We start from the raw sequence: 19,300 nt of genomic DNA on the forward strand, positions 1-19,300 counted from the left end.
TAGGCAGGAGGAGAAAAAGATGAAGTGTCCAGGGCAGGATTGGAGATACTGGAGAGAGGATGCCATTTTTGAAGTTAAATGTCCCTATTGTGGAGCCTCAATTGAATTCTTTAAGGATGATACTGTTAGAAAGTGTTCACAATGTAAAAAGGCTGTTCCCAATCCACGGATGGATTTTGGGTGTGCCGCTTATTGTAAATATGCTGAGGTATGTTTAGGAGAGCTTCCTCCAGAGCTTATTCGTGAAAAGGCTAATCTTTTGAAGACGCGCCTTTTGACCCTTCTTCAGGAACTTTTGGACAAAGAGAGTTTTTCCCGCATAGAAAAAGGGGCTGAACTTCTGGAAGAAGAACTTAGGTCCAAAGAGCAATCTCCAGGCACAAAGCTTTTACTCTTTTATTTTTATTTTTTAACACCTGATCAGAGGGAAGAGCTTTATAAAAAAGCTAATCTTCCCGAGACCCTCTGGGAGGAGATACGCCACATGTTAAAAGGTTTACCAGCTGATTTAACTCAAGATGCCTTGATAGAAACATTAATAAAGGACTAAATCAGAGGGAGGTATAAATATGGCCAAAATTAGAAGAAAAATTATTGAAATTGATGAAACCCTTTGTAATGGCTGTGGTAAATGTGTGACTGCTTGTGCTGAAGGAGCTCTTGCTATAATTGATGGCAAGGCAAGGCTTGTAAGTGAGATTTACTGTGATGGCCTGGGAGCATGTCTTGGAGAATGCCCAACAGGGGCTTTAAAAATTGTGGAAAGAGAGGCTGAGGAATTTGATGAGCAGGCTGTGGAAGAATACTTAAAAAGAATGAAGGCTGAGCTTTCTTCACCATTTACTTCTCAACTGGCTTGTGGTTGTCCTTCCCACCAGTTAAGAGAGCTTGAACCAGAAAGCAGGTCCTCTATTGAAGCTAATATACCCTCTGCTCTTTCTCACTGGCCAGTCCAAATTAGACTTATTCCACCCAGTGCTCCTTTTTTGAGAGAGGCTAAACTCCTTATTTGTGCAGACTGCGTCTCAGTTGCCTATCCTAAGCTTCATCTTGAGCTTCTTCCTGAGAGAAAAATTATGATAGGGTGTCCCAAATTTGATCCCGCCGAACTATATGTAGAGAAGTTTGCCGAGATCTTTGAAAAGGTACCCCTTCAGAGTGTTGAAGTAGCTATTATGGAAGTTCCATGTTGTAAAGGGTTAGTTTACATTCTCAATGAAGCAAGAAAGCTTGCTAAAAAGGAAATTCCCTTTAAGATTTATACCATCGGGGTTAAAGGAGAAATCCTTAGAGAGGAGGTCTTTTGAGCTATATGGAGTGGGAAAGGGAGGCTGAAGAGTATCTTAAAAAAGTTCCCTTTTTCGTAAGGGGAAGAGTGAAAAGAGAGATTGAGAAATACCTTGCTGAGAGAGGCTTGAAAAGGGTTACCTTAGATGGGGTGCTTTCTGCTAAAAGTGCCCTTATAGATAAGATGTCTCAGGCAGAAAGAGCCTTTGAGGTAAGTGGGTGTTTTGGTCTTAATTCCTGCCCTAATGCCCTTACTACTTCTGAGGAGTTACTCAAAAAGCTTGAGCAGGTTCTTGAGGAGGAGAAAATATCCGATTTATTGAGAGAGAAGGTGAAGGGCCCTCTTAAAGCACATCACAAGTTTAAGGTTCTTCTTTCGGAATGTCCCAATGCCTGCTCCCAGATTTACATCGCGGACTTTGCTCTTCATGGTGTGGTAAAAGTAGATGTGGATCCCAAGGCCTGTTCCTTTTGTGGGTCCTGTGTAGAGGTCTGTGAGGAGTCTGCTATTAACCTTACTGATTTCGGGCCTTTAGTGAATGAAGAAAGGTGTGTGGGCTGTGGGCATTGTATAAAGATCTGCCCTGAATCCGCTCTAACTGAGGCTTTCAGAGGATATAAAATCTATCTGGGAGGTAAGCTTGGCAGACATCCAAGACTTGCAACCTTTCTAACTTATGCAAAAGAGGATGAAGTAATAGCTCTTTTTAAAAAAGTTGTGCAATTTTATAAAGAGAATAATATAAAAGGGGAACGCTTAGGAACTATCCTTGAGAGAGTTGGCTGGGACAGGGCTAAAGAATTGCTTCTGAGGTAGTATTTTCAGAGGAGGGATTGGTTAAAGATTTTTTTGAGGAATTATCTTTTTGAGCCTTATTCAGATAATCCTGAAAATATTCCAGCACCTCACCATTTAACACTCTTTTGGCTCCTGCATATCTCTTTTGAAAGTATGGATCATCCAGAACATCAATGGAGACCCTTTTGCGAGAAGATGAGATGTGAATAAAACGATTGTCCCCAATGTAGATACCCACATGGGAGATTCTTTTGCCATTGGTCTTGAAGAAAACAAGATCTCCTGGAATTAGCTCCGATCTTTCTACAGGAACTCCAACTTGATATTGCTGTAAGGAACTCCGAGGAAGATTTATCCCTAACTCTTCGTAAACAAGTTTTACAAAGGCAGAACAGTCCAAATATCCATTGCCTGTCCCTCCTAATTTATAACGGGCATCGGCAAGATTGGCGGAGAGTTCAATAAACTTTTGTTGTAAGGCCTTTTCCCCTTCCTTGGAAAGCATGGCTGGGGTAAGAATTTTATTTTTCTTGTCAAGTATATTTTTTTCAAATTTCTGGGATAGGCTCTCTTCTTTTGATTCTAAGGACTCCTTTGGACTCTGCAAGACAAAGGGTTTTTCAGCAATCTCTAATTTGGGTGGGATGCGCAGTTTTTGACCAACAACTATAATATTATTTTCAAGGTGATTGGCCTCCATCAGTTTCTCAAGGGGAACCTGGTAAAGCAAAGCAATGCTATAAAGAGTTTCCCCGGGTTTAACAATGTGATATTTGTCTTCACCGGCAGCAGGAAGCTCTCTTTCTTCTGGTCTTACAGGAGGAAGGATCTTAACCAGAAGTTTTTGACCAGGTTTAACCCTTTTGGCGCTAAGGTGATTAAGTCTCTTTAATTCCTCAAGGGTGATACCATTCTTTTTAGCGATTTTTTGAAGGGTATCCCCCTTTTTGACGATATAATAAATTTTTTGGGGTTCTTGAGGTAAAGCTTGCTTGGTCTTTTCTGGTTTTAAATTTTGGACCTCATAGGAGGGTTTACTTTTTGGAATTTTCAAGGTCATACCAGGTTTTAATTGCTGTGGAGAAACCTGGTTAATCCGCAGGATTTCATCAAGAGGAACAGCATATTTCTTGGATATTCTATAAAGATTCTCACCCTTAGCTATCTGATGGGTAATATAAGATTCCTCCTTAGGAGGTTCTGAAGGGATAGCAGTTTTTTCATGGACTAAAGGATGCCCTTCTTCTACTGGAGAAGGAGATAGATTTTTCCCAGGAATAATAAGTTTTTGTTTCAAAGACAATTTTTCAGAGGTGAGATGGTTTGCTTTTTTGATTTCTTCAGGGCTAATACCATAGAGTTTTGAGATTTTATAAAGGGTCTCTCCTTTTTTGACTATATGAATTTTACCTTTTTCTTTACGCTCTAAGGAATGAGATGAATTGATTGCCTTAGAAGGTTTTTTTTTCTTGGATTTTGAGGAGACCTTATGAGTAGGTACTTTTGTCTTTTGGGCTTGAGATGAATTCTTATGCTTTTTGGTTGAAGCATATAAAGAAGATGAGCTACAAAGAAAAAGAAGGAAAAAAATAATCCAAAATATATTTTTAGAAGACAAAGATTTCATTTTTGCTTAAAAACCGACTTTTTTATTCTTTTATACCTTAAAAAAATAAAAAGTCAAGGCTGTTGTGTAGGCCCATATCTTTTGAGACTTATGAGGATTTTTACTACTACTTTTATTGCTTGCCTTTGCAGATTTATGTAGGGGCAAACCTATGTGTTTGCCCTCTTACAACCCTTCCTTTTTCTTGTAAGGATCTGAACTTATGCAAAAAAAGGAAATTTTTATGTTCTTAGACCTATTTTGAATGAAAAAAGCATTTGTTTTGTCATATAAAAAGCCTCCATTTTGGTTTACACCTACTGGGTGATATTATATCATCCAGAAATCTAAATACAAAAGCCTTCTTTTGTATTTTTGATTGTTTCTATTGGCAATTAAGTGATTTTCTCATTTCAATTTCTACCAATATCTCATCAGCCAAAATTTTATAGTCTATAGCCCCACGACTATGAGGGGAATAAAACCTAACAGGTGCATGATTTTCAAAGGCTTCAACTAATTTTATATCTGTCCTGATACCGTGAAATACCCTGTTTTTTCCAAACTGAGTGGCTATTAAATCAAATATTTTTTTGTGCTGCTTAATTCTCTCATTCATCATTATAGGAACAAATCCAAGTATTTTTAGTAACGGATTGTAGGAAACTGCGATTTTAAAAAACACCCTTACTAAACTTTTTATCCCCTCTGTGGATAAAAAATGTGGCAAAAAGGGAATCAATACATAATCAGAGGCTGAAAGTGCATTAATCAGTAAACTGTCAAAGGATGGAGGTGTATCTATCAGGATAAAGTCAAAGTCATTGCGAAATCCTGCTGTTTCAATTAGCTCTTTTAACGCTCCGTGATTTAAAACCTTTCCATGTTCAAATAAAGGATCAGCAGGGATAACAAATAAATTTTCCCACTCTGTCTTTAATAAAGCTTTTAAATCAAAATTTTTATGGTCACATAAAAGAGAATGAATGGTATATTGACTTCTATTCAGAGGACAATTTAACCCAATAGTGGCATGCCCTTGTGTATCAAGGTCAATGACTAAAGTTTTTTTTCCTCTAAAGGCAAATTCTGCAGAAAGATTAACAACAGTGGTGCTCTTACCTGTTCCACCTTTTCTGTTGGTTATTGTAATTACAGTGCCCATTATTAAAATAATTCAATCTTTGGAGATTCCTCCTTTTTATATGACGCATTACCTATAAATTTTGCATGAATGTCTCTCTGTGCTTGCATTACATATTTCTGATAAAATGAATCAAAAAACTTCTCTATTTCAATCGGTTGTTTTTCAACTTCAAGACTTAAGAGCCAATTTATAAAAGATTTATTATATTCAGAAAGGTCCTTTAAACCAGTTATTATAGTTTCAATCCTCTGCCTTATTACATCCTGAAATTGAATATTTCCTAATAAATCGGTAACAACTTTAAAAATTTGTTCATTCTTCTCCTGAATTTTTTTAGTAATATCATGTAGTAAATTCACAATATTCTTGAATGATTCTTGTGTTTGTATTTTACTTTCTATTTGTAATTCTTGTAACATTTTATCAAGTTTAGATGATTCCATATTTAAGCTTTCAAATTCTTTATTTATTCTATCTGATAGTTTTATAATATTACTTATGATTTGATTTGAAATCTTTTCTGTTTCCATTGCAAGCTTTCTTATTTCGTCAGCAACTACAGCAAATCCTCTTCCATGTTCACCAGCTCTTGCTGCTTCAATTGCTGCATTTAATGCTAAAAGATTAGTGTTCTCTGCAATATCTTTTATATTAGATATAAAATTAGACACTTTATTTACTTCATTAACCAAGGATCTTAAGCGATTAATATTATTTTCGGTGTCTTTCCTATATGAAAGATATAGGTTCTGCAAAATTTTTATTAGTTCATCACTCTGCCTTTCTTGTTTTTCAAATTCTGAAATAAGATTTAATCCAGATGAAGCAGAACTGTTAATGAGTTCCGTTTGTATTGTGCTATTTTCATGTAAATAGGAAAGTTTGTTTATAAGTTCCATACTCATTTCTTCTGTAAATTTAACTATTGATAAAAGATGTTCTGATAAAAGATTATATATCTCACTTAAATTTGAAAGTTGTGTATGTAGAGTGTTGGTAACTGACTTTTCTGTCATAAAATCTATGAACTTATTTTTTATTGTTTTGCAATGTTTTTTAAAAGGACATCCTCTTCTTATTATAAGATATCCAAAAATGGAGAGGAATATAAAATTTAGTATAAGAAATGTAAAAAATACCTTCCATTGTATATCAAAAAATGGAAAATATTTATATGCTATACTACCAAATAAGCTAACTGTAAATGTAAATGGAGGAATATAAATCCAACTATGTTTAATTGCTTCTCTCATTTTGCTCTATCCTCTTTAATAAATATTTTATTTATCACTTAAAAAAATTGTTAATAAAAGAGTTTTCATTCAAACTTATGGCAGAAATTTTTTTACTACATTTATCAAATCTGTTCCAGATACAGGTTTTACGAGCCATCCTGCTGCACCAAGTTTTCTCGCTTCTTCTCTTTTTTTCTGCTCACTTTCAGTAGTGAGAATGAGTATAGGAGTAAATCGTAATAGGGGTTTAACATTTTTTATAAACTCAAGACCGTCCATAACAGGCATGTTTAAATCTGTAATTATAAGATTAGGTTTTAGGCCTGCTTTTATTTTATCAAGTGCCATTAATCCGTTTGAAGCTGTCTCAACTTTATATCCATGCAGTTCCAAAACTGATTTAAGGCTTGTTAACATTGTTGATGAATCGTCTACTATAAGAATTATTTTATTCATTTGAGATCCCTCCTCTCTCTATCCATTTTTTTAAATCATTATCTTCGGGAAGCTTTTCAATTTTTGGTTTAAAAATCATTAAAAGCTGTAAAATAGCTGTGTGAATATGTCTGCACTTGCTCATGTCAATTTTACCTTGCTTCTTCTCTAAGAACCAGTTAAACAAAGTTTCTGTATCTTCAATTGTTACTATATCAATAAATTTAACTATTCTGTTTTTAATCTGCAGTGGCATATATTAACTCCTCTGGATTTATTATTAATAAAACTGAACCATCACCCATTATTGCTGTTCCTGAAAATATCTTGAGATTTGCCAAGTATCCTGCAAAGGGTTTAAGAATTATATCCATAGTGCCAAGAAATTTATCCACTATTATGCCGATTAACTCTCCTGTAGTATTGACAACAACACCAGCATATTCTCCACTTTCATTTAAAATTTGGGGTTTTTCTATATCCAGCAGTTTATTAAGATAAAACAGAGGCACCACTTTGTCCCTTAAAACAGTTGTCATCTTTCCTTTAATGGTGTGAATTCTTTCCCTTGGTATTCTTACTGTTTCAACTACAAAATCCATAGGAATCCCAAATTTTTTCTCTCCAGACTCTATTATTATTATATGAGAAACAGCCATTGAAAGAGGCAAGGATAGCGATACTGTTGTTCCCTGGTTTTTAACAGATTTTACTTTAACTGAACCTTTAAGATTTTCCACAGTTGATTTTACTACATCCATTCCAACACCTCTGCCTGAGAGGTCTGAAGCGGATTCTTTTGTTGAAAAACCTGGATGAAAAATGAGATTTAAAGCCTGTTCATCGGTAATTTTCTCAAGTTCTTCCTCTGTTATAACTCCCTTTTTATAGGCCTTTATCTTAATTTCATTTGGATCTATGCCCTTTCCATCATCAATAACCTCTATTAACAGATGATCTCCTTCATGTTTGGCTCTGAGAATAACTGTTCCAGTTTCTGGTTTACCTTTTTTAATTCTTTCTTCAGGTGATTCAATACCGTGATCAATGCTGTTTCTTATTAAATGAATAAGCGGATCAGAAAGCGCCTCTATGACATTTTTATCTGCCTCTGTTTCTTCTCCTTCCATAATAAGATTTACTTTTTTGTTAAGTTTCTTTGATATATCCCTTACAAGTCTTGGATATCTCTGAAAAACAAAAGAAACAGGAATCATTCTTACCTGCATTATTGCACCATGCATCTCCTCAGATAACCGGTTGATGACGCTATACTGTGCTTTAATATCTTTAACAATTTCTGGTATTTGGTAAACATTTTCAACCTTACTTGCAAGATAAAGAAGAGCATTTTTGGCAACCACAAGCTCTCCAATTAAATTCATAAGCCTGTCAATCTTTTCCTCATCAACCTTTAAAACTTTTGTCGAAACAGCAGGACTGGCTTTCTTTTGATCAATCTCTTCTGATACTTTGGAAGTAATTTCTTTAGCTAAAGATTGATCTTTCGGCAATTCAGGTTTAACTGAGACTGTTTCTTCCTTATAAAGATTACTCAAGAGTATATTATCAATCCATTTTATGATTAAATCAATATCCTTTGATTCTTTTATTGTTTTAAAATCATTTAAAAGTTCAGAATTTTTTATTGATAAAATTGCATTTTCTATAACAGAAATAACAGCTATAATAATATTGTTTTTAAACATACTGTTTTCCGAAAGCTTTGCTCTCTCCAAAACTTCTTTTTGAGTTTTTAGAACTTTTATGAAATCATCTGGAAATTTTGCTGTTCTTGCTGTCTCATAAACTACTTCTTTTTTTTCTACTGTGAACACAGGCATTGACATTGTTATTATAGATTCAAGAAGTGGTTCTATATAGACTTTTGCTATAGGCAAATGTTCAATGAGGACTAAAATCCATCTTAATGATGAGGCAATATACAACGTAGGAGAGGTGAATTCCAAAAGTGCGTTTATAGCAGTCTTTAATGAATCTATATTTCCTTTGTTTAAGTATCTTTTTGCTTCTATTATGAAATCTTCATACACAGGACCACCGTTTTTATCTCCATGTGGAAATATAAGAGAACTTACTTCAATCTCAGCAAGTTTAACCTGATCCAATACATACTTAAAATGTTCAACAAGGTCTTCTTTTTTTGCTGTTGATAAAATTTCAAAGTTAGTAATGCATTTATAAATATCTATCAATGATGGATCAAGAACTTCTTCTCTTAAATAATATCTTGCCCAGATTATATCAGGAACATTTCTCACATAATAAAAGGGATCTTCGCCTTTATAAAAACATTCAGCTTCAAGAGAGTATTGAATTAAAATAATTTTTTTTCCATTAAAAAACTCTTTTACTGCTTTCATGCGATATTCTTCAGGAATAATGGAAAAATCAAAATCAAGTTTTGATTGTATCGGTTCCTTTTTTTGGTGTTTTTCTTCCATTTCTGCTTCTTTTTTTTGAGTTGACTTTAAAAAATTCTCTCTTATTTCTTTAGACTTTTGTTCAGCTAATTGTTCTATGGAAGAAGATAATGAACCATGCTTCTCAATCTCTTCAATCATAAATGAGACTAAATCCATTCCATCAAGTAGGATGTCCGCTATCTGTGAACTGTAACTTAATTCATTTTCCCTTATAAGACCCATTAAATCTTCTAATGCATGTAAAAGCTTTGTCATAGAGTAAAAATTAAATAAGCCAGAATTACCCTTCAGTGTATGAACAAGACGGAAAAGTTCATTTATGAGAGTTTTGTCTTCTTTTTCTTCAAGTTCAATAATTATCTTACTTGCACTTTCTAAAAGTTCTCTACTTTCTATAATAAACTGTTTAAGTAAAGGATTACTCATATGGTTCTCCCGAAAAGAGTTTACATATTTTTATAAATTCATTAGGTTTAACAGGTTTTACGATGTAAAAGTTTGCTCCATTTTTATATGCTTTTTCTATGTCATTTTCTTCTGCTTCGGTTGAAACCATTATTACAGGTGACTGTTTAAGACTTTCGCTACTTCTAATCTCTTTAACAAAATTATAACCATCAAGTTGTGGCATATTAATATCAACAATGTATAGGTCATAATAATTTACGTATGCTTTTTCAAGGGCTTCATAACCATTTATAGCTTCATCAACCTCAAAACCAGCATCCTCAAGAAGTTTTCTATGATACATTCTTACTGTTGCTGCGTCATCAACTATCAGAACTTTCTTCATTCCTCCTCCTCAAGAGGTTTTTGATAAACAATGGCTTCAGGGAACTTTCTGATTTTAAAAAGTGGAGATATTCTGCTCATGGATTCGGAATGACCAAGACAAATAAATCCCCCTGGATTTAAAGCATCATAAAGGTTTTCTACAGCCAATTTTCTTGATAAATCATCAAAATATATAAGAAGATTTCTACAGAATATTATATCAAACCCTCGGTATTTTTTCATCTCTGTTTCATCAACTATATTTACTATCGTAAACCTAATAGATTCTCTTAATTCATCAGAAATTTGAAAAGTTCCATCACTAATGTGATTAAAATATTTTTGAAATATATCCTTAGGTAATGTATCCAGAGAACGCTTAGAGTAAATACCTTTTCTGGCTTTCTCAATAACAGAGGTATCAATGTCTGATCCTATTACTTCCACATCCCATTTATCAATATCCTTCCAGTATTCAAGCAAATATATGCATATTGAATATGGCTCTTCACCAGAAGAAGATGGTATAGACCATATTTTTATGGTGCTTCCAGGTTTCTTCCTTGATATTATTTCAGGTAACATGCTATTTACCATACATTTAAACTGATACTCTTCTCTGAAAAAATAAGTTTCATTAATTGTTAGAGTATTTATCAGTTCCTGTAGTTCCCTACCTGAGTCTTGATATCTTAAAAATAGAAAATAGTTTTTAAAGCTGCTGAATTCTCCTGATTTAATTCTCTCTATAAGTCTTCTTTCAACAAAATATCTTTTACTTTTATCAAAATAAATCCCACTTTTTCTGTAAAAAAACTCTACGAATCTTTCAAAGTCAGTATCAGATATTATTACTTCAAATTCAGTTTTTAACATACAATCAGCTTTCATTGATCCTTTTCAAAGCTAAATCTGCTACAAATTGAATATATTGTTCATCTTTGAATTTTTCTTTAACTTTTTTTATAGCTGGTATAGCATCCTTTGTTTCTACCTCAGCAAGTAAATTAAGAGCTACTCCGCAAACATTTACATTATTATCTGTTTCAATAACATAAGTAAGCCATTTAACTACATCAGGATGTTTGAAATTCTCAAGAATATTTATGGCGAAAATTCTCATGTCAGGTTCTGGGGAATTAAGTAGCTTTTCTATATATGGAGATACTTTTTCAGGTAATTGACTTAGGGCAAATATTGCAGAGTTCCTCAAATGGGCATCATCACTTTTTAAGCAATTAATTAGTCCTTCAATAGCTAATTCATCGCCTATTGTAATTAAAGAGCTTATTATTATTTCACGAACTGAGATGTCTTTTTCTTTCATAAGTTGGGCTATTAAATAACCTGATGCTTTTTCTTTGTATTGTATTAAGTCTCTTACAGCCCATCTTCTTTCTTTTGGATTTTCGCTTGAAAGCTGAACTATTAAATTCTCAAAATTTCTCTCAATACTTCGTCTTTCTTCTTTTATATCAAATACTTCACTCTCTTCCTTCCTTTTTATTGGCATACTCTCTCTCCTTATACCTTGTTATTTGCCCATAAAATAAGCTGTTCTGCTATTTTTTCTGAGGGAAGCACAACTTCTGCTCCACCTTTTTCAATAAGTTCTCTTGGCATTCCGAAAACAACTGCTGATTCTTCTGATTCAGCAATTGTTTTTCCACCTCTCTTTTTAATCTCAGTAAAGGCATCAGCTCCGTCATACCCCATTCCTGTAAGCATAACTGCAATAACTTTTTTAGGATCACAGTGTTCAAGCACAGAACGCCCAAGTATTTCCACCGAGGGATGCCATAGAAAAGAGGGATTTTCTGGTTTTGGGTGAACAATAAGTTTGCCAGACCTTCTTGAAACAACAACATCAGTTCCACCTTTGCCGATGTATATTTTGCCTTTTTCAACTGGTAAAGGTCTGTCAACCTCAAGAACCTCAAGCTCACAAATAGAATTCAATCTCATAGCAAAAGATTTAGTAAATGTTGAAGGCATGTGTTGAGCTACTATTATAGGAATTGGAAAATCAGCAGGCAGTTCTGGAAGAATTTCCTCAAGAGTTCTTGGTCCACCAGTTGAAACACCTATTATTATGAGCCTTTCATCTGCTGTTCTTTCTTTCGTAGAAAAGGGTTTAATAATTTTTTCCCTCTCCTCCCTGATTTTTCTCACAAGTGCTTTTGTTTTTAATTTAGCTTTTACAGCAGATCTTACCTTTGATACAAGCTCCTCCTTTATAAGGTCAATATTTAAAGAGATTGTTCCTCCTGGTTTTGTTACATAGTCAACAGCACCGAGGTTTAGAGCTTCAAAGGTTGCCAGTGCACCCTTTTCTGTTAACGAAGAAACCATCACAACAGGAACTGGTCTTTGATTCATTATATGAGCAAGAGCGGTAAGACCATCCATCTCAGGCATATTGATATCAAGGGTGATAACATCGGGCTGAAAACTGAGATTTTTCTCTATCGCTTCTATGCCATTTCTTGCAACTTCAATCTGAAAGTCTTTTTCTTTCTCAAAAATTTCCCTCAAAAGTTTTCTCATTAAAGCAGAATCATCAACAATTAAAAGCTTTATCAATGTTCTACCTCCAATTCTTCTTCTGATTTTTCTAATTTTTCTATCTCTTCCTTTTTAAGTAGATTTTTGGTTTCAATTATTTGAATTACTCTTCCCTGCTTCTCAAGATTGGCAACTCTGCTAAAAAGTTGAGCTTGCTCATGAGAGAGTTCAATAGCTTTCTGGATATAAGATTTTGGAATATTAAGGACTTCACTTACAGTGTCAACAATAAATCCAACTGATAGATTATCAATAATTAAAACCATAATACGCTGAAGCTCATCTCTCGGTTTTTCTGTAAGATCAAACCTCTTACGAAGGTTAATAACTGGAAGAATCGTCCCTCTTAAATTAATAACTCCTTCAACAAAATCAGGAGTTTTAGGAACACGGGTTAAATCTTCAGGAACTCTCACTATTTCCTGAACACTGGTAATTGGCACTGCATACTCTTGCTCATCAATTTTAAAAACAACAAATTGTTCTTCGTCATCTACTTGTTCTCTAACCTCTTTTTTTTGTTCCATTTCTGTTTTTTCCTCCTCTACAGAGCTCAATACCTCTTTTATTTTTTTTCCTTTTAACAAATTTGAAACGGATATTATTGAGACAAGTCTTTTTCCTCTATCTAATCGGCAAATTTCTTCAATCTCTGAACTTCCCTCGTCTTTGAGGAGTATTGAAGGAATTGGTTCAATAAGTGATTTCGAAACTCTTAATACTTCTCTTACACTGTCAACAACTAATCCAACAGAAAGCTTTCCAAGGGAAAGCACAACAATTCTACATTCTTCATCAAGTTCTTTCTCAGGCAAAGAAAATAAAGCTCTCAAACTTACAAGAGGCAAAATTTTATCTCTCAGATTCATCATACCGATTATTGATTTTTCCGAATTGGGCACTTTTGAGATATGCTCTGGAATCTGAACAATTTCCTGAATGTTTTCAATAGGAATAGCGTATTCCTCATTTGCTACTAAAAAGCTTATAAGCTGTCTTTCTTCAATAAAGACTTCTTCTTTTTCTTCTTCTATCTTTCTGCCCTTAAAGTGTGCTTCTGTAATTTTTTTTGAATAAAGTTCAGAAAACTCTCTTTCAAAAATCTTATCAATATTAAGTATCATCACCATATTGAAGCCTGCAATATCCTTTATAACCCCTTTAAGGAACTCAGATTTGACTATACTTTGCACATCAGAAGTTTCCTCTATTTTTGATTTATCCACCTCTATTACACTTGCAACTCTGTCAACGAGAAAACCAAGAGTCTCACCAAAATCAACAACAATAACTCTGCTTGAATCATCAATTTCCTTTTCATTAATTTCAAAAACAGTTCTGAGATTAATAATAGGAAGAACCTTTCCTCTAAGATTTGCAAGTCCTATGAGGGAGGGAGGAGATTTTGGAACTTTAACCATTTGTGGAACACGGATTATCTCCTGCATAGGAGCCATATTTATTGCAAATATCTCACCCTCAATCTGGAAAGTAACAAATTCATTAACACTGACTTCAGTTTCCATCATAGCTTCCTCCTCAGATTAAGAAATGGACTGAAGTTCATCGGCAAGAGATGCTATTTCCTCAATTGCAGATGCAAGTTCTTCTGCTCCCTGAGCCTGCTGTTTTGCAGCAACTGCTGCCTGTTCAGCTGCCTTCTCTGCCTCCTGTGCAGCCGAAGCAATCTGCTCTATAGCCTTTTTAATCTGTCCGATGGCAGTAACTATTTCAGTAGCAGAGTTCAATATTTCTTCTGAACCAACTTTTACTTCCTGTATATTCTTTTCTATTGCAACTAAACCCTCTATAGCTATTTTTGCTTTTTCTGTTTCTTCAACTGCAGATTTCAATATTTCCTCTATATCTTTCATTACAATATTTATCTGATCCTGTATTGCCTTAACCATATCTTTAATTTTTTCTGCATTAATTGCTGAATCTTGCGCAAGATTTCTTATGTCTGAAGCAACCACTGCAAATCCCTTACCGAATTCACCTGCCCTTGCTGCCTCAATTGCACCGCTTACAGCAAGCATATTTGTCTGAACAGAAACCATTGTTATTGCATCAACGATTTTGTCTATTTTTCTTGAGAGAAGTTCCAGTTCTTTTATTTGTTGAAGATTTATCTTTGCTTCTTCAGCGGACTGAATAATTCCTTTAATCAGTGCCTCAGTAGCAATTTTGTTATCACCAAGCAATTTCTGTATGGCATTTATTTTTTCAAGAGAAACTTTTGAACGATTTTCAGCAACTATAAGACCTTTTTCAATCTGAGTTGTTGCTGCACTTAGTTCCTCTGTAGCACTTGCTTGTTGTTGCGTTCCTTTCCTTACCTGCTCAAGAGCAGTAAAAATCTGTGCTGCTGAACGATTTATCTCCTGAAGTGCACTGGAAAGCTCTTCAGCAGATGATGCGACTTCTTCTGCGCTCTTTGTAATATCTGTTGAACTTTTTAAATCGTCAGCCAGCTCTGAAAGATTCTTGGCTGCCTGTTCTGCTTCCTGAAGTGCCTGAGCCTGCTCTGCTATTGTCTTTGCCACTTCTTCTGTAGCTGCTGACTGTTCTTCTGCAGCTGTAGCTATATCCTCTGCTCCTTTCAGTGCCTGCTGTGTGGCAACATCTGATTGATGCGCACCTGTTGCTATCTCCTGAGCTCCTTTTACTATTTCAACCATATCATTTCTTATCTGTGCAAGCTGAGAGCTTATTATTTTGCCTTTTTCTGCCTCTTCTTTCACTTTGTTGGCAGAGGAGTTTATACCATCTGCAATCGTTTTTACATCTCTCTGAATCTCTGAGACAAGTTCCTGAATCTGTTTGGCACTCTTTTCAGAGGTCTCAGCAAGTGTTCTCACCTCATCGGCAACAACTGCAAAGCCTTTTCCGTGTGTGCCTGCCCTTGCTGCCTCTATCGCAGCATTAAGAGCAAGAAGATTTGTTTGATCTGCTATCTTTGCTACAGTCTTTACAATCTCACCTATATTTATTGACTGCTGTTCAAGTTCAGCAACCTTTTTTACAGACTCAATCTGTCTTTCAGAAGCTAAAACAATATTTTTAACAAGCGATTCAATATCATTGGCCACCCTTAAAATAAGGGCCTGAGCATTTTCAATTTTACCTTGAGAAATCTCTGCATTTTTCATCTGCTTTGTAATAGCTCCCGAAATCTGCTTGAATGTTGAAAGTAATTCCTGGGTTGCACCTGATGCCTGTTCTGCACCTGAAGCAATCTGCTGTGATGATTTTTTAAGTTCTTCAACTGCCGAGGATGCTTCTGTAATGCTGGAAAAAAGCTCACTTGCTGCAGATGCGATTCTTTCTGCTATTTGTTGCTGTTTTGCTAAAGTTCTTGCTCTTTTTCTCTGCGCCTCGGCTTCTTTTACTGCTGAAGTGACTGTTTTTGCTTCTTCTTTTGTTGGGGATTGCTTCACTAATGGCATCTTTTACCTCCTCCTTTTTATTTTTTTTAAATTATTTTTTACTTCAGCAAAGACCTTTTTCTCATCTCCTACAAGGATTTTTTACCTGCACCGAAGTGGTCTATGGTCAGACCAGAAGGGAAAAAGCTTACGCAAACGATGCCTTTACTCGCCTGCTTTAAAAACCGCCTGACAAGAAAGCTTTTATTCTTTGTGATTTTCTTATTTATAAGAAGCTGTATAGATGGAAAACAAAAATTGTCCATTTTAATGGTTTTGGATCTTAAAGATTTTGTATTCGTTAAGGTAATGATGAATTGGGTTAAAAGGAATAAACTGGAGAAGTTTGTGATATATATATGTGTGTGTGATGCAATTCTAAATTGCGAGCCTTCTTGTAATTGGTTGTTTATCGCTCGCGGACTGGGGTGAGCCGTTATTCCGCCAAAGCCACTAACATTCGGAATAGCATTAGGAATTATCTGGCTTCTCTTCACTATCTCCCTAACCATTCTGCATGTTTGTATATCTTATAAAGATATACTTGCAAAAAATTTTTTGTCAAGAAGGTGGATAAGCCCATATCTTTTGAAACTCATGAAGATTTTTTCTACAACTTCTGTTACCTGCCTGTGCAGATGTAAGTAGGGGTTCAAAATCTTGAATCCCAACAGGGGGCAGACACACTGGTCTGCCCCTACTCTAACCTCTTACCTTTTTACCTTCCTTCCTTTTTTCTTTTAAAGATATGGACTTATACATTATTCTTGATAATTCAAGAAAAGAGATTAAATTAGCTTCAAAGCGGGGCGTAGCTCAGTCTGGCAGAGCGCCGGCTTCGGGAGCCGGATGCCGGAGGTTCAAATCCTCTCGCCCCGATTCTCAGAGGCTTGGGTCTCATGAATCTCTATCGGAGAATCAAAAAGTTAATAGGGAAGGCAGTTTTTGGGTATGATCTTCTCAGGGAAGGGGATCGGGTTCTCATTACCCTCTCAGGTGGTGAAGATAGCCTTGTTATGACCCACTATCTATCAGAATGGAGACATCTTTATAATCAAAACCTTGAAATCTATGCAGTCCATTTAGATATGGGATTCCCAAAGGATGAAAAAGACTACAAGAAAAAAACTGAGTATTTAAGGGAGTTTTGTGAAAAGAGGGCTCTTCACTTTATCTTTGATAAAATACCTGCAGGAATTCTTGCTATGGAAGCCTTTGATAAAGGCACTGCCTCTCCCTGCTTTGTATGTTCCTGGAACAGGAGAAAATATTTCTTTAATCTTGCAGATAAACTTAAAATACAAAAGATAGCCTTTGGACATCATCAGGACGATGTTATCACAACCTTTTTTATGAATATGTTTTATTGCGGAGAGCTTTCAACCCTTTTACCAAAGCAGGAGATGTTTAAAGGGACTCTCTACCTGATAAGACCTCTCTATTTTGTGGAAAAAGATATGATTTCTCGATTTGTGGCTAAAATGGGCTGGGATGTGCTTGAGAATCCTTGCCCCTTTTCAGGAGAAACTAAAAGAGCCTATTGGGAAAAGTTTCTAAAGGAAAATATCTTTTCCCTTGATCCAGTTATCAAAAAGAATCTCTTTTCTGCCATTTTTAATCCTCGCCCAGAATATCTTCCAGAGCCTCCTAAGCGTGGAAAATAGGGTCTGTTTTTAATTACTTATAAGTTCTTCAATAAGCTTAAGGGTCTTAGATAAAGCTCCCCTTTTTTCCTGTAAAATTTTATATGCGCTTTCACCAAGATAATGTCTTTTTTCAGGGAGCTCAATGAGTTCTCTAATTTGCTGGGCTAAATCTTTAGCTTCTACTTGCAAGAGACTCTTCTTTTCTACGAATTCTTTCACAAAAGGAAAGTTTTCAGTATAAGGGCCAATGATAACAGCCTTTTTCCAAAAGATGGCTTCAAGTGGATTTTGTCCTCCATGGGGTATAAAGCTACCCCCAATGATAGCAAGATCACAGATTCTGTAAAGACTTGCCAGAGCTCCCATCTCATCAAAAAGAATTACACCTCTTGAAGCGGTAAGTTCCTGATTTTTCCCTTTTATGGAGCTATATTTAGCATAAAAATCTTCCTTAGGAAGGTAACTCTTTATTATCTCCTCAACCTCAGAGAATCGTTCAGGATGTCTTGGGACAAGGATGAGAGTTCCTTCTGAGGAGTTTTCAAGAAAGGCCTTAAGAATCAATTCCTCTTCAGGGGGGTGAGTGCTTCCAGCCAAAAGGATCGGCCTTGGCAAAGATTCTAATTCAGGAAAATCTTTTTTTTCAGGGTTTAGTTCAAATTTTAGATTACCGACAACCTTTATTTTTTCAGGATTTACTCCCAAAGCCTTAAGTCTTTCTGCATAAATATCTTCCTGAACCGCAAGAAAGGCCATTTTTTCAAGGAGAGGACTGAAGAAAAATCTAAATCGGAAATAATTTTTAAATGATTTTTCACTAATTCTTCCATTAATAAGAGCAAGAGGTATTTTTTGAGCAATAACCTTTATTAGATTTGGCCAGAGCTCAGTTTCAGTTATAAAAAGGGCCTTGGGTTTAATTTTTTCGTAAAATCTTTTCAAAGGACAGGGTAAATCAAAGGGAAGGTAATAGACCTTAACAGGTAGCCCTGAAAATCTCTTTTCAGCCACATTTTTACCTGTATCAGTAATTGTAGTAATAACTATATTATAATTTTTGGAAAGCTCTTTAATTAGGGGGGTAAGAGAGCTCACCTCTCCTACGGAGACCGCATGTATCCAGAGGATTTGAGTGTTGCTTGGAAAATGATGAGGGGGGGTTATTAATCCCAGTTTTTCTCTGAGCCATTGAATTCTTAACCCACGGGGTCTTTTGAAAAACTCCCTTGGAAAAAGGAGAATTATAGCAAGCCCATAGAGTATGGAATAGAGCAAAAACATCACAGATGAATAAGAGCTACCTGTGTAAATTGATGATTTTTTTCTCTACGAAAGCTATGATAAATATTCCCCAGACAATGGGTGCAATGCGATGAGGCCCAGAGGTTTTCTTCCGGGATCCCTGAGGTTCTGGCTTGATATAGGTTTATTTCCCGCAAATTCAAAAAATATTTTCCCTCTCTCTGCGAAAGAAAAGGGGGCTTTTTTAGATAGGTATACAGAGCGTCAATAACCTCATTTTTTACCTCATAACAGCTTCCCTGAATATGAGGGCCCAGGGCTACAAGTAAATCTTCAGGCTTATATCCAAGTTTTATAAGCCCTTCAAGGGTCTTACTCAGGATTCCTGCCAGGGTTCCTCTCCAGCCTGCATGGACCGAGGCAATGCATGCTTGTTTTTTATGAGCAATAAGTATAGGAACACAATCAGCGGTCTGCACTCCTATGGAAAGTCCTTTCAGCTGAGTTATAACTGCGTCCCCTTCTTTACTTAGGGGATTAGTAGGAGCTTTAAGTTCTATAATTTTGTCAGAATGAATCTGAAGAGGAAAAAAAGTTTCAGGAAAGAGATTAAAAATCTCGTTTTTGGGAAGTTTGAAGCTAAAAAAGCCAGGGATTTTGAAGCTTTGAAAAAGAGGTGGTGAGATCAT

The 19,300-nt window shown here is 35.5% G+C and carries 17 protein-coding genes, 1 tRNA gene and 1 pseudogene; 5 read left to right on the forward strand and 14 right to left on the reverse strand.

Translation table 11 applies throughout. The features are described 5' to 3' along the window. Positions 1-19: 19 nt before the first annotated feature. From THC_RS02010 to THC_RS02020, 3 genes are read left to right on the forward strand one after another with little or no spacing between them, the layout of a single operon-like run. Positions 20-550 (forward strand): hypothetical protein, encoded by a 531-nt coding sequence (locus tag THC_RS02010; protein ID WP_068512639.1) that lies wholly within the window; start codon positions 20-22, stop codon positions 548-550. Positions 551-569: 19 nt separating this feature from the next. Beyond that, positions 570-1,307, forward strand: coding sequence for an ATP-binding protein (locus tag THC_RS02015; protein WP_068512641.1), 738 nt, complete (start codon positions 570-572; stop codon positions 1,305-1,307). 5 nt (positions 1,308-1,312) lie between these two features. Next, the gene (locus THC_RS02020; protein WP_068512643.1) at positions 1,313-2,104 is read left to right on the forward strand and encodes a 4Fe-4S binding protein; all 792 of its coding nucleotides are present in this window, start codon (positions 1,313-1,315) and stop codon (positions 2,102-2,104) included. On the opposite strand, the gene THC_RS02025 is transcribed toward THC_RS02020, so the two are convergent. The 12 genes and pseudogenes from THC_RS02025 to THC_RS02080 all read right to left on the reverse strand — a co-directional run bounded on the left by THC_RS02025 (position 2,082) and on the right by THC_RS02080 (position 15,744). Beyond that, entirely contained in the window at positions 2,082-3,383 is a 1,302-nt protein-coding gene (locus tag THC_RS02025) for a C40 family peptidase (protein WP_231938366.1), read from the reverse strand. The genes THC_RS02020 and THC_RS02025 overlap by 23 nt on opposite strands. A 694-nt stretch (positions 3,384-4,077) precedes the next feature. Beyond that, entirely contained in the window at positions 4,078-4,857 is a 780-nt protein-coding gene (locus THC_RS02030; RefSeq protein WP_068512647.1) for a ParA family protein, read from the reverse strand. A gap of 362 nt (positions 4,858-5,219) precedes the next feature. Then, positions 5,220-6,092 (reverse strand): annotated as a pseudogene (locus THC_RS02035) (methyl-accepting chemotaxis protein); the annotation flags it as partial. Positions 6,093-6,167: 75 nt separating this feature from the next. Further along, on the reverse strand, positions 6,168-6,530 hold the full coding sequence (locus THC_RS02040; RefSeq protein ID WP_068512649.1) for a response regulator: 363 nt from the start codon (positions 6,528-6,530) through the stop codon (positions 6,168-6,170). Continuing rightward, positions 6,523-6,765 carry a hypothetical protein gene (locus tag THC_RS02045; protein WP_068512653.1) on the reverse strand — a complete coding sequence of 81 codons (243 nt, stop codon included), beginning with the start codon at positions 6,763-6,765 and terminating at the stop codon, positions 6,523-6,525. The genes THC_RS02040 and THC_RS02045 overlap by 8 nt, the downstream gene beginning before the upstream one ends. After that, complete coding sequence (locus tag THC_RS02050) at positions 6,749-9,382, reverse strand: chemotaxis protein CheA (RefSeq protein WP_068512656.1); 2,634 nt, start codon at positions 9,380-9,382, stop codon at positions 6,749-6,751. The genes THC_RS02045 and THC_RS02050 overlap by 17 nt, the downstream gene beginning before the upstream one ends. Continuing rightward, positions 9,375-9,749, reverse strand: coding sequence for a response regulator (locus tag THC_RS02055; RefSeq protein WP_068512658.1), 375 nt, complete (start codon positions 9,747-9,749; stop codon positions 9,375-9,377). The genes THC_RS02050 and THC_RS02055 overlap by 8 nt, the downstream gene beginning before the upstream one ends. Continuing rightward, positions 9,746-10,606 (reverse strand): CheR family methyltransferase, encoded by an 861-nt coding sequence (locus THC_RS02060; RefSeq protein ID WP_068516553.1) that lies wholly within the window; start codon positions 10,604-10,606, stop codon positions 9,746-9,748. Before THC_RS02060 ends, THC_RS02055 begins: the two co-directional genes overlap by 4 nt. Before the next feature lie 4 nt (positions 10,607-10,610). Further along, positions 10,611-11,243: a HEAT repeat domain-containing protein gene (locus THC_RS02065; RefSeq protein WP_068512660.1), complete on the reverse strand. Its 633-nt coding sequence runs from the start codon at positions 11,241-11,243 to the stop codon at positions 10,611-10,613. Positions 11,244-11,254: 11 nt separating this feature from the next. Continuing rightward, the gene (locus THC_RS02070; protein WP_068512662.1) at positions 11,255-12,313 is read right to left on the reverse strand and encodes a protein-glutamate methylesterase/protein-glutamine glutaminase; all 1,059 of its coding nucleotides are present in this window, start codon (positions 12,311-12,313) and stop codon (positions 11,255-11,257) included. Continuing rightward, on the reverse strand, positions 12,310-13,824 hold the full coding sequence (locus THC_RS02075; protein ID WP_068512671.1) for a chemotaxis protein CheW: 1,515 nt from the start codon (positions 13,822-13,824) through the stop codon (positions 12,310-12,312). Before THC_RS02075 ends, THC_RS02070 begins: the two co-directional genes overlap by 4 nt. A gap of 15 nt (positions 13,825-13,839) precedes the next feature. Further along, on the reverse strand, positions 13,840-15,744 hold the full coding sequence (locus THC_RS02080) for a methyl-accepting chemotaxis protein (protein WP_068512674.1): 1,905 nt from the start codon (positions 15,742-15,744) through the stop codon (positions 13,840-13,842). A gap of 784 nt (positions 15,745-16,528) precedes the next feature. Here THC_RS02080 and THC_RS02085 point away from each other — a divergent pair. Both THC_RS02085 and THC_RS02090 read left to right on the forward strand, forming a co-directional pair. After that, positions 16,529-16,602, forward strand: a tRNA-Pro gene (locus THC_RS02085). Between the two features lie 20 nt (positions 16,603-16,622). Continuing rightward, positions 16,623-17,387, forward strand: coding sequence for a tRNA lysidine(34) synthetase (locus tag THC_RS02090; protein ID WP_068512676.1), 765 nt, complete (start codon positions 16,623-16,625; stop codon positions 17,385-17,387). Between the two features lie 9 nt (positions 17,388-17,396). On the opposite strand, the gene THC_RS02095 is transcribed toward THC_RS02090, so the two are convergent. Both THC_RS02095 and pgeF read right to left on the reverse strand, forming a co-directional pair. Continuing rightward, a complete protein-coding gene (locus THC_RS02095; RefSeq protein ID WP_068512678.1) occupies positions 17,397-18,650 on the reverse strand; it encodes a 3-deoxy-D-manno-octulosonic acid transferase in 1,254 nt (417 codons plus the stop codon). Continuing rightward, positions 18,650-19,300, reverse strand: coding sequence for a peptidoglycan editing factor PgeF (gene pgeF, locus THC_RS02100; protein ID WP_068512680.1), 651 nt, complete (start codon positions 19,298-19,300; stop codon positions 18,650-18,652). Before pgeF ends, THC_RS02095 begins: the two co-directional genes overlap by 1 nt.

This window comes from Caldimicrobium thiodismutans (genome assembly GCF_001548275.1).
GTDB lineage: Bacteria > Desulfobacterota > Thermodesulfobacteria > Thermodesulfobacteriales > Thermodesulfobacteriaceae > Caldimicrobium > Caldimicrobium thiodismutans.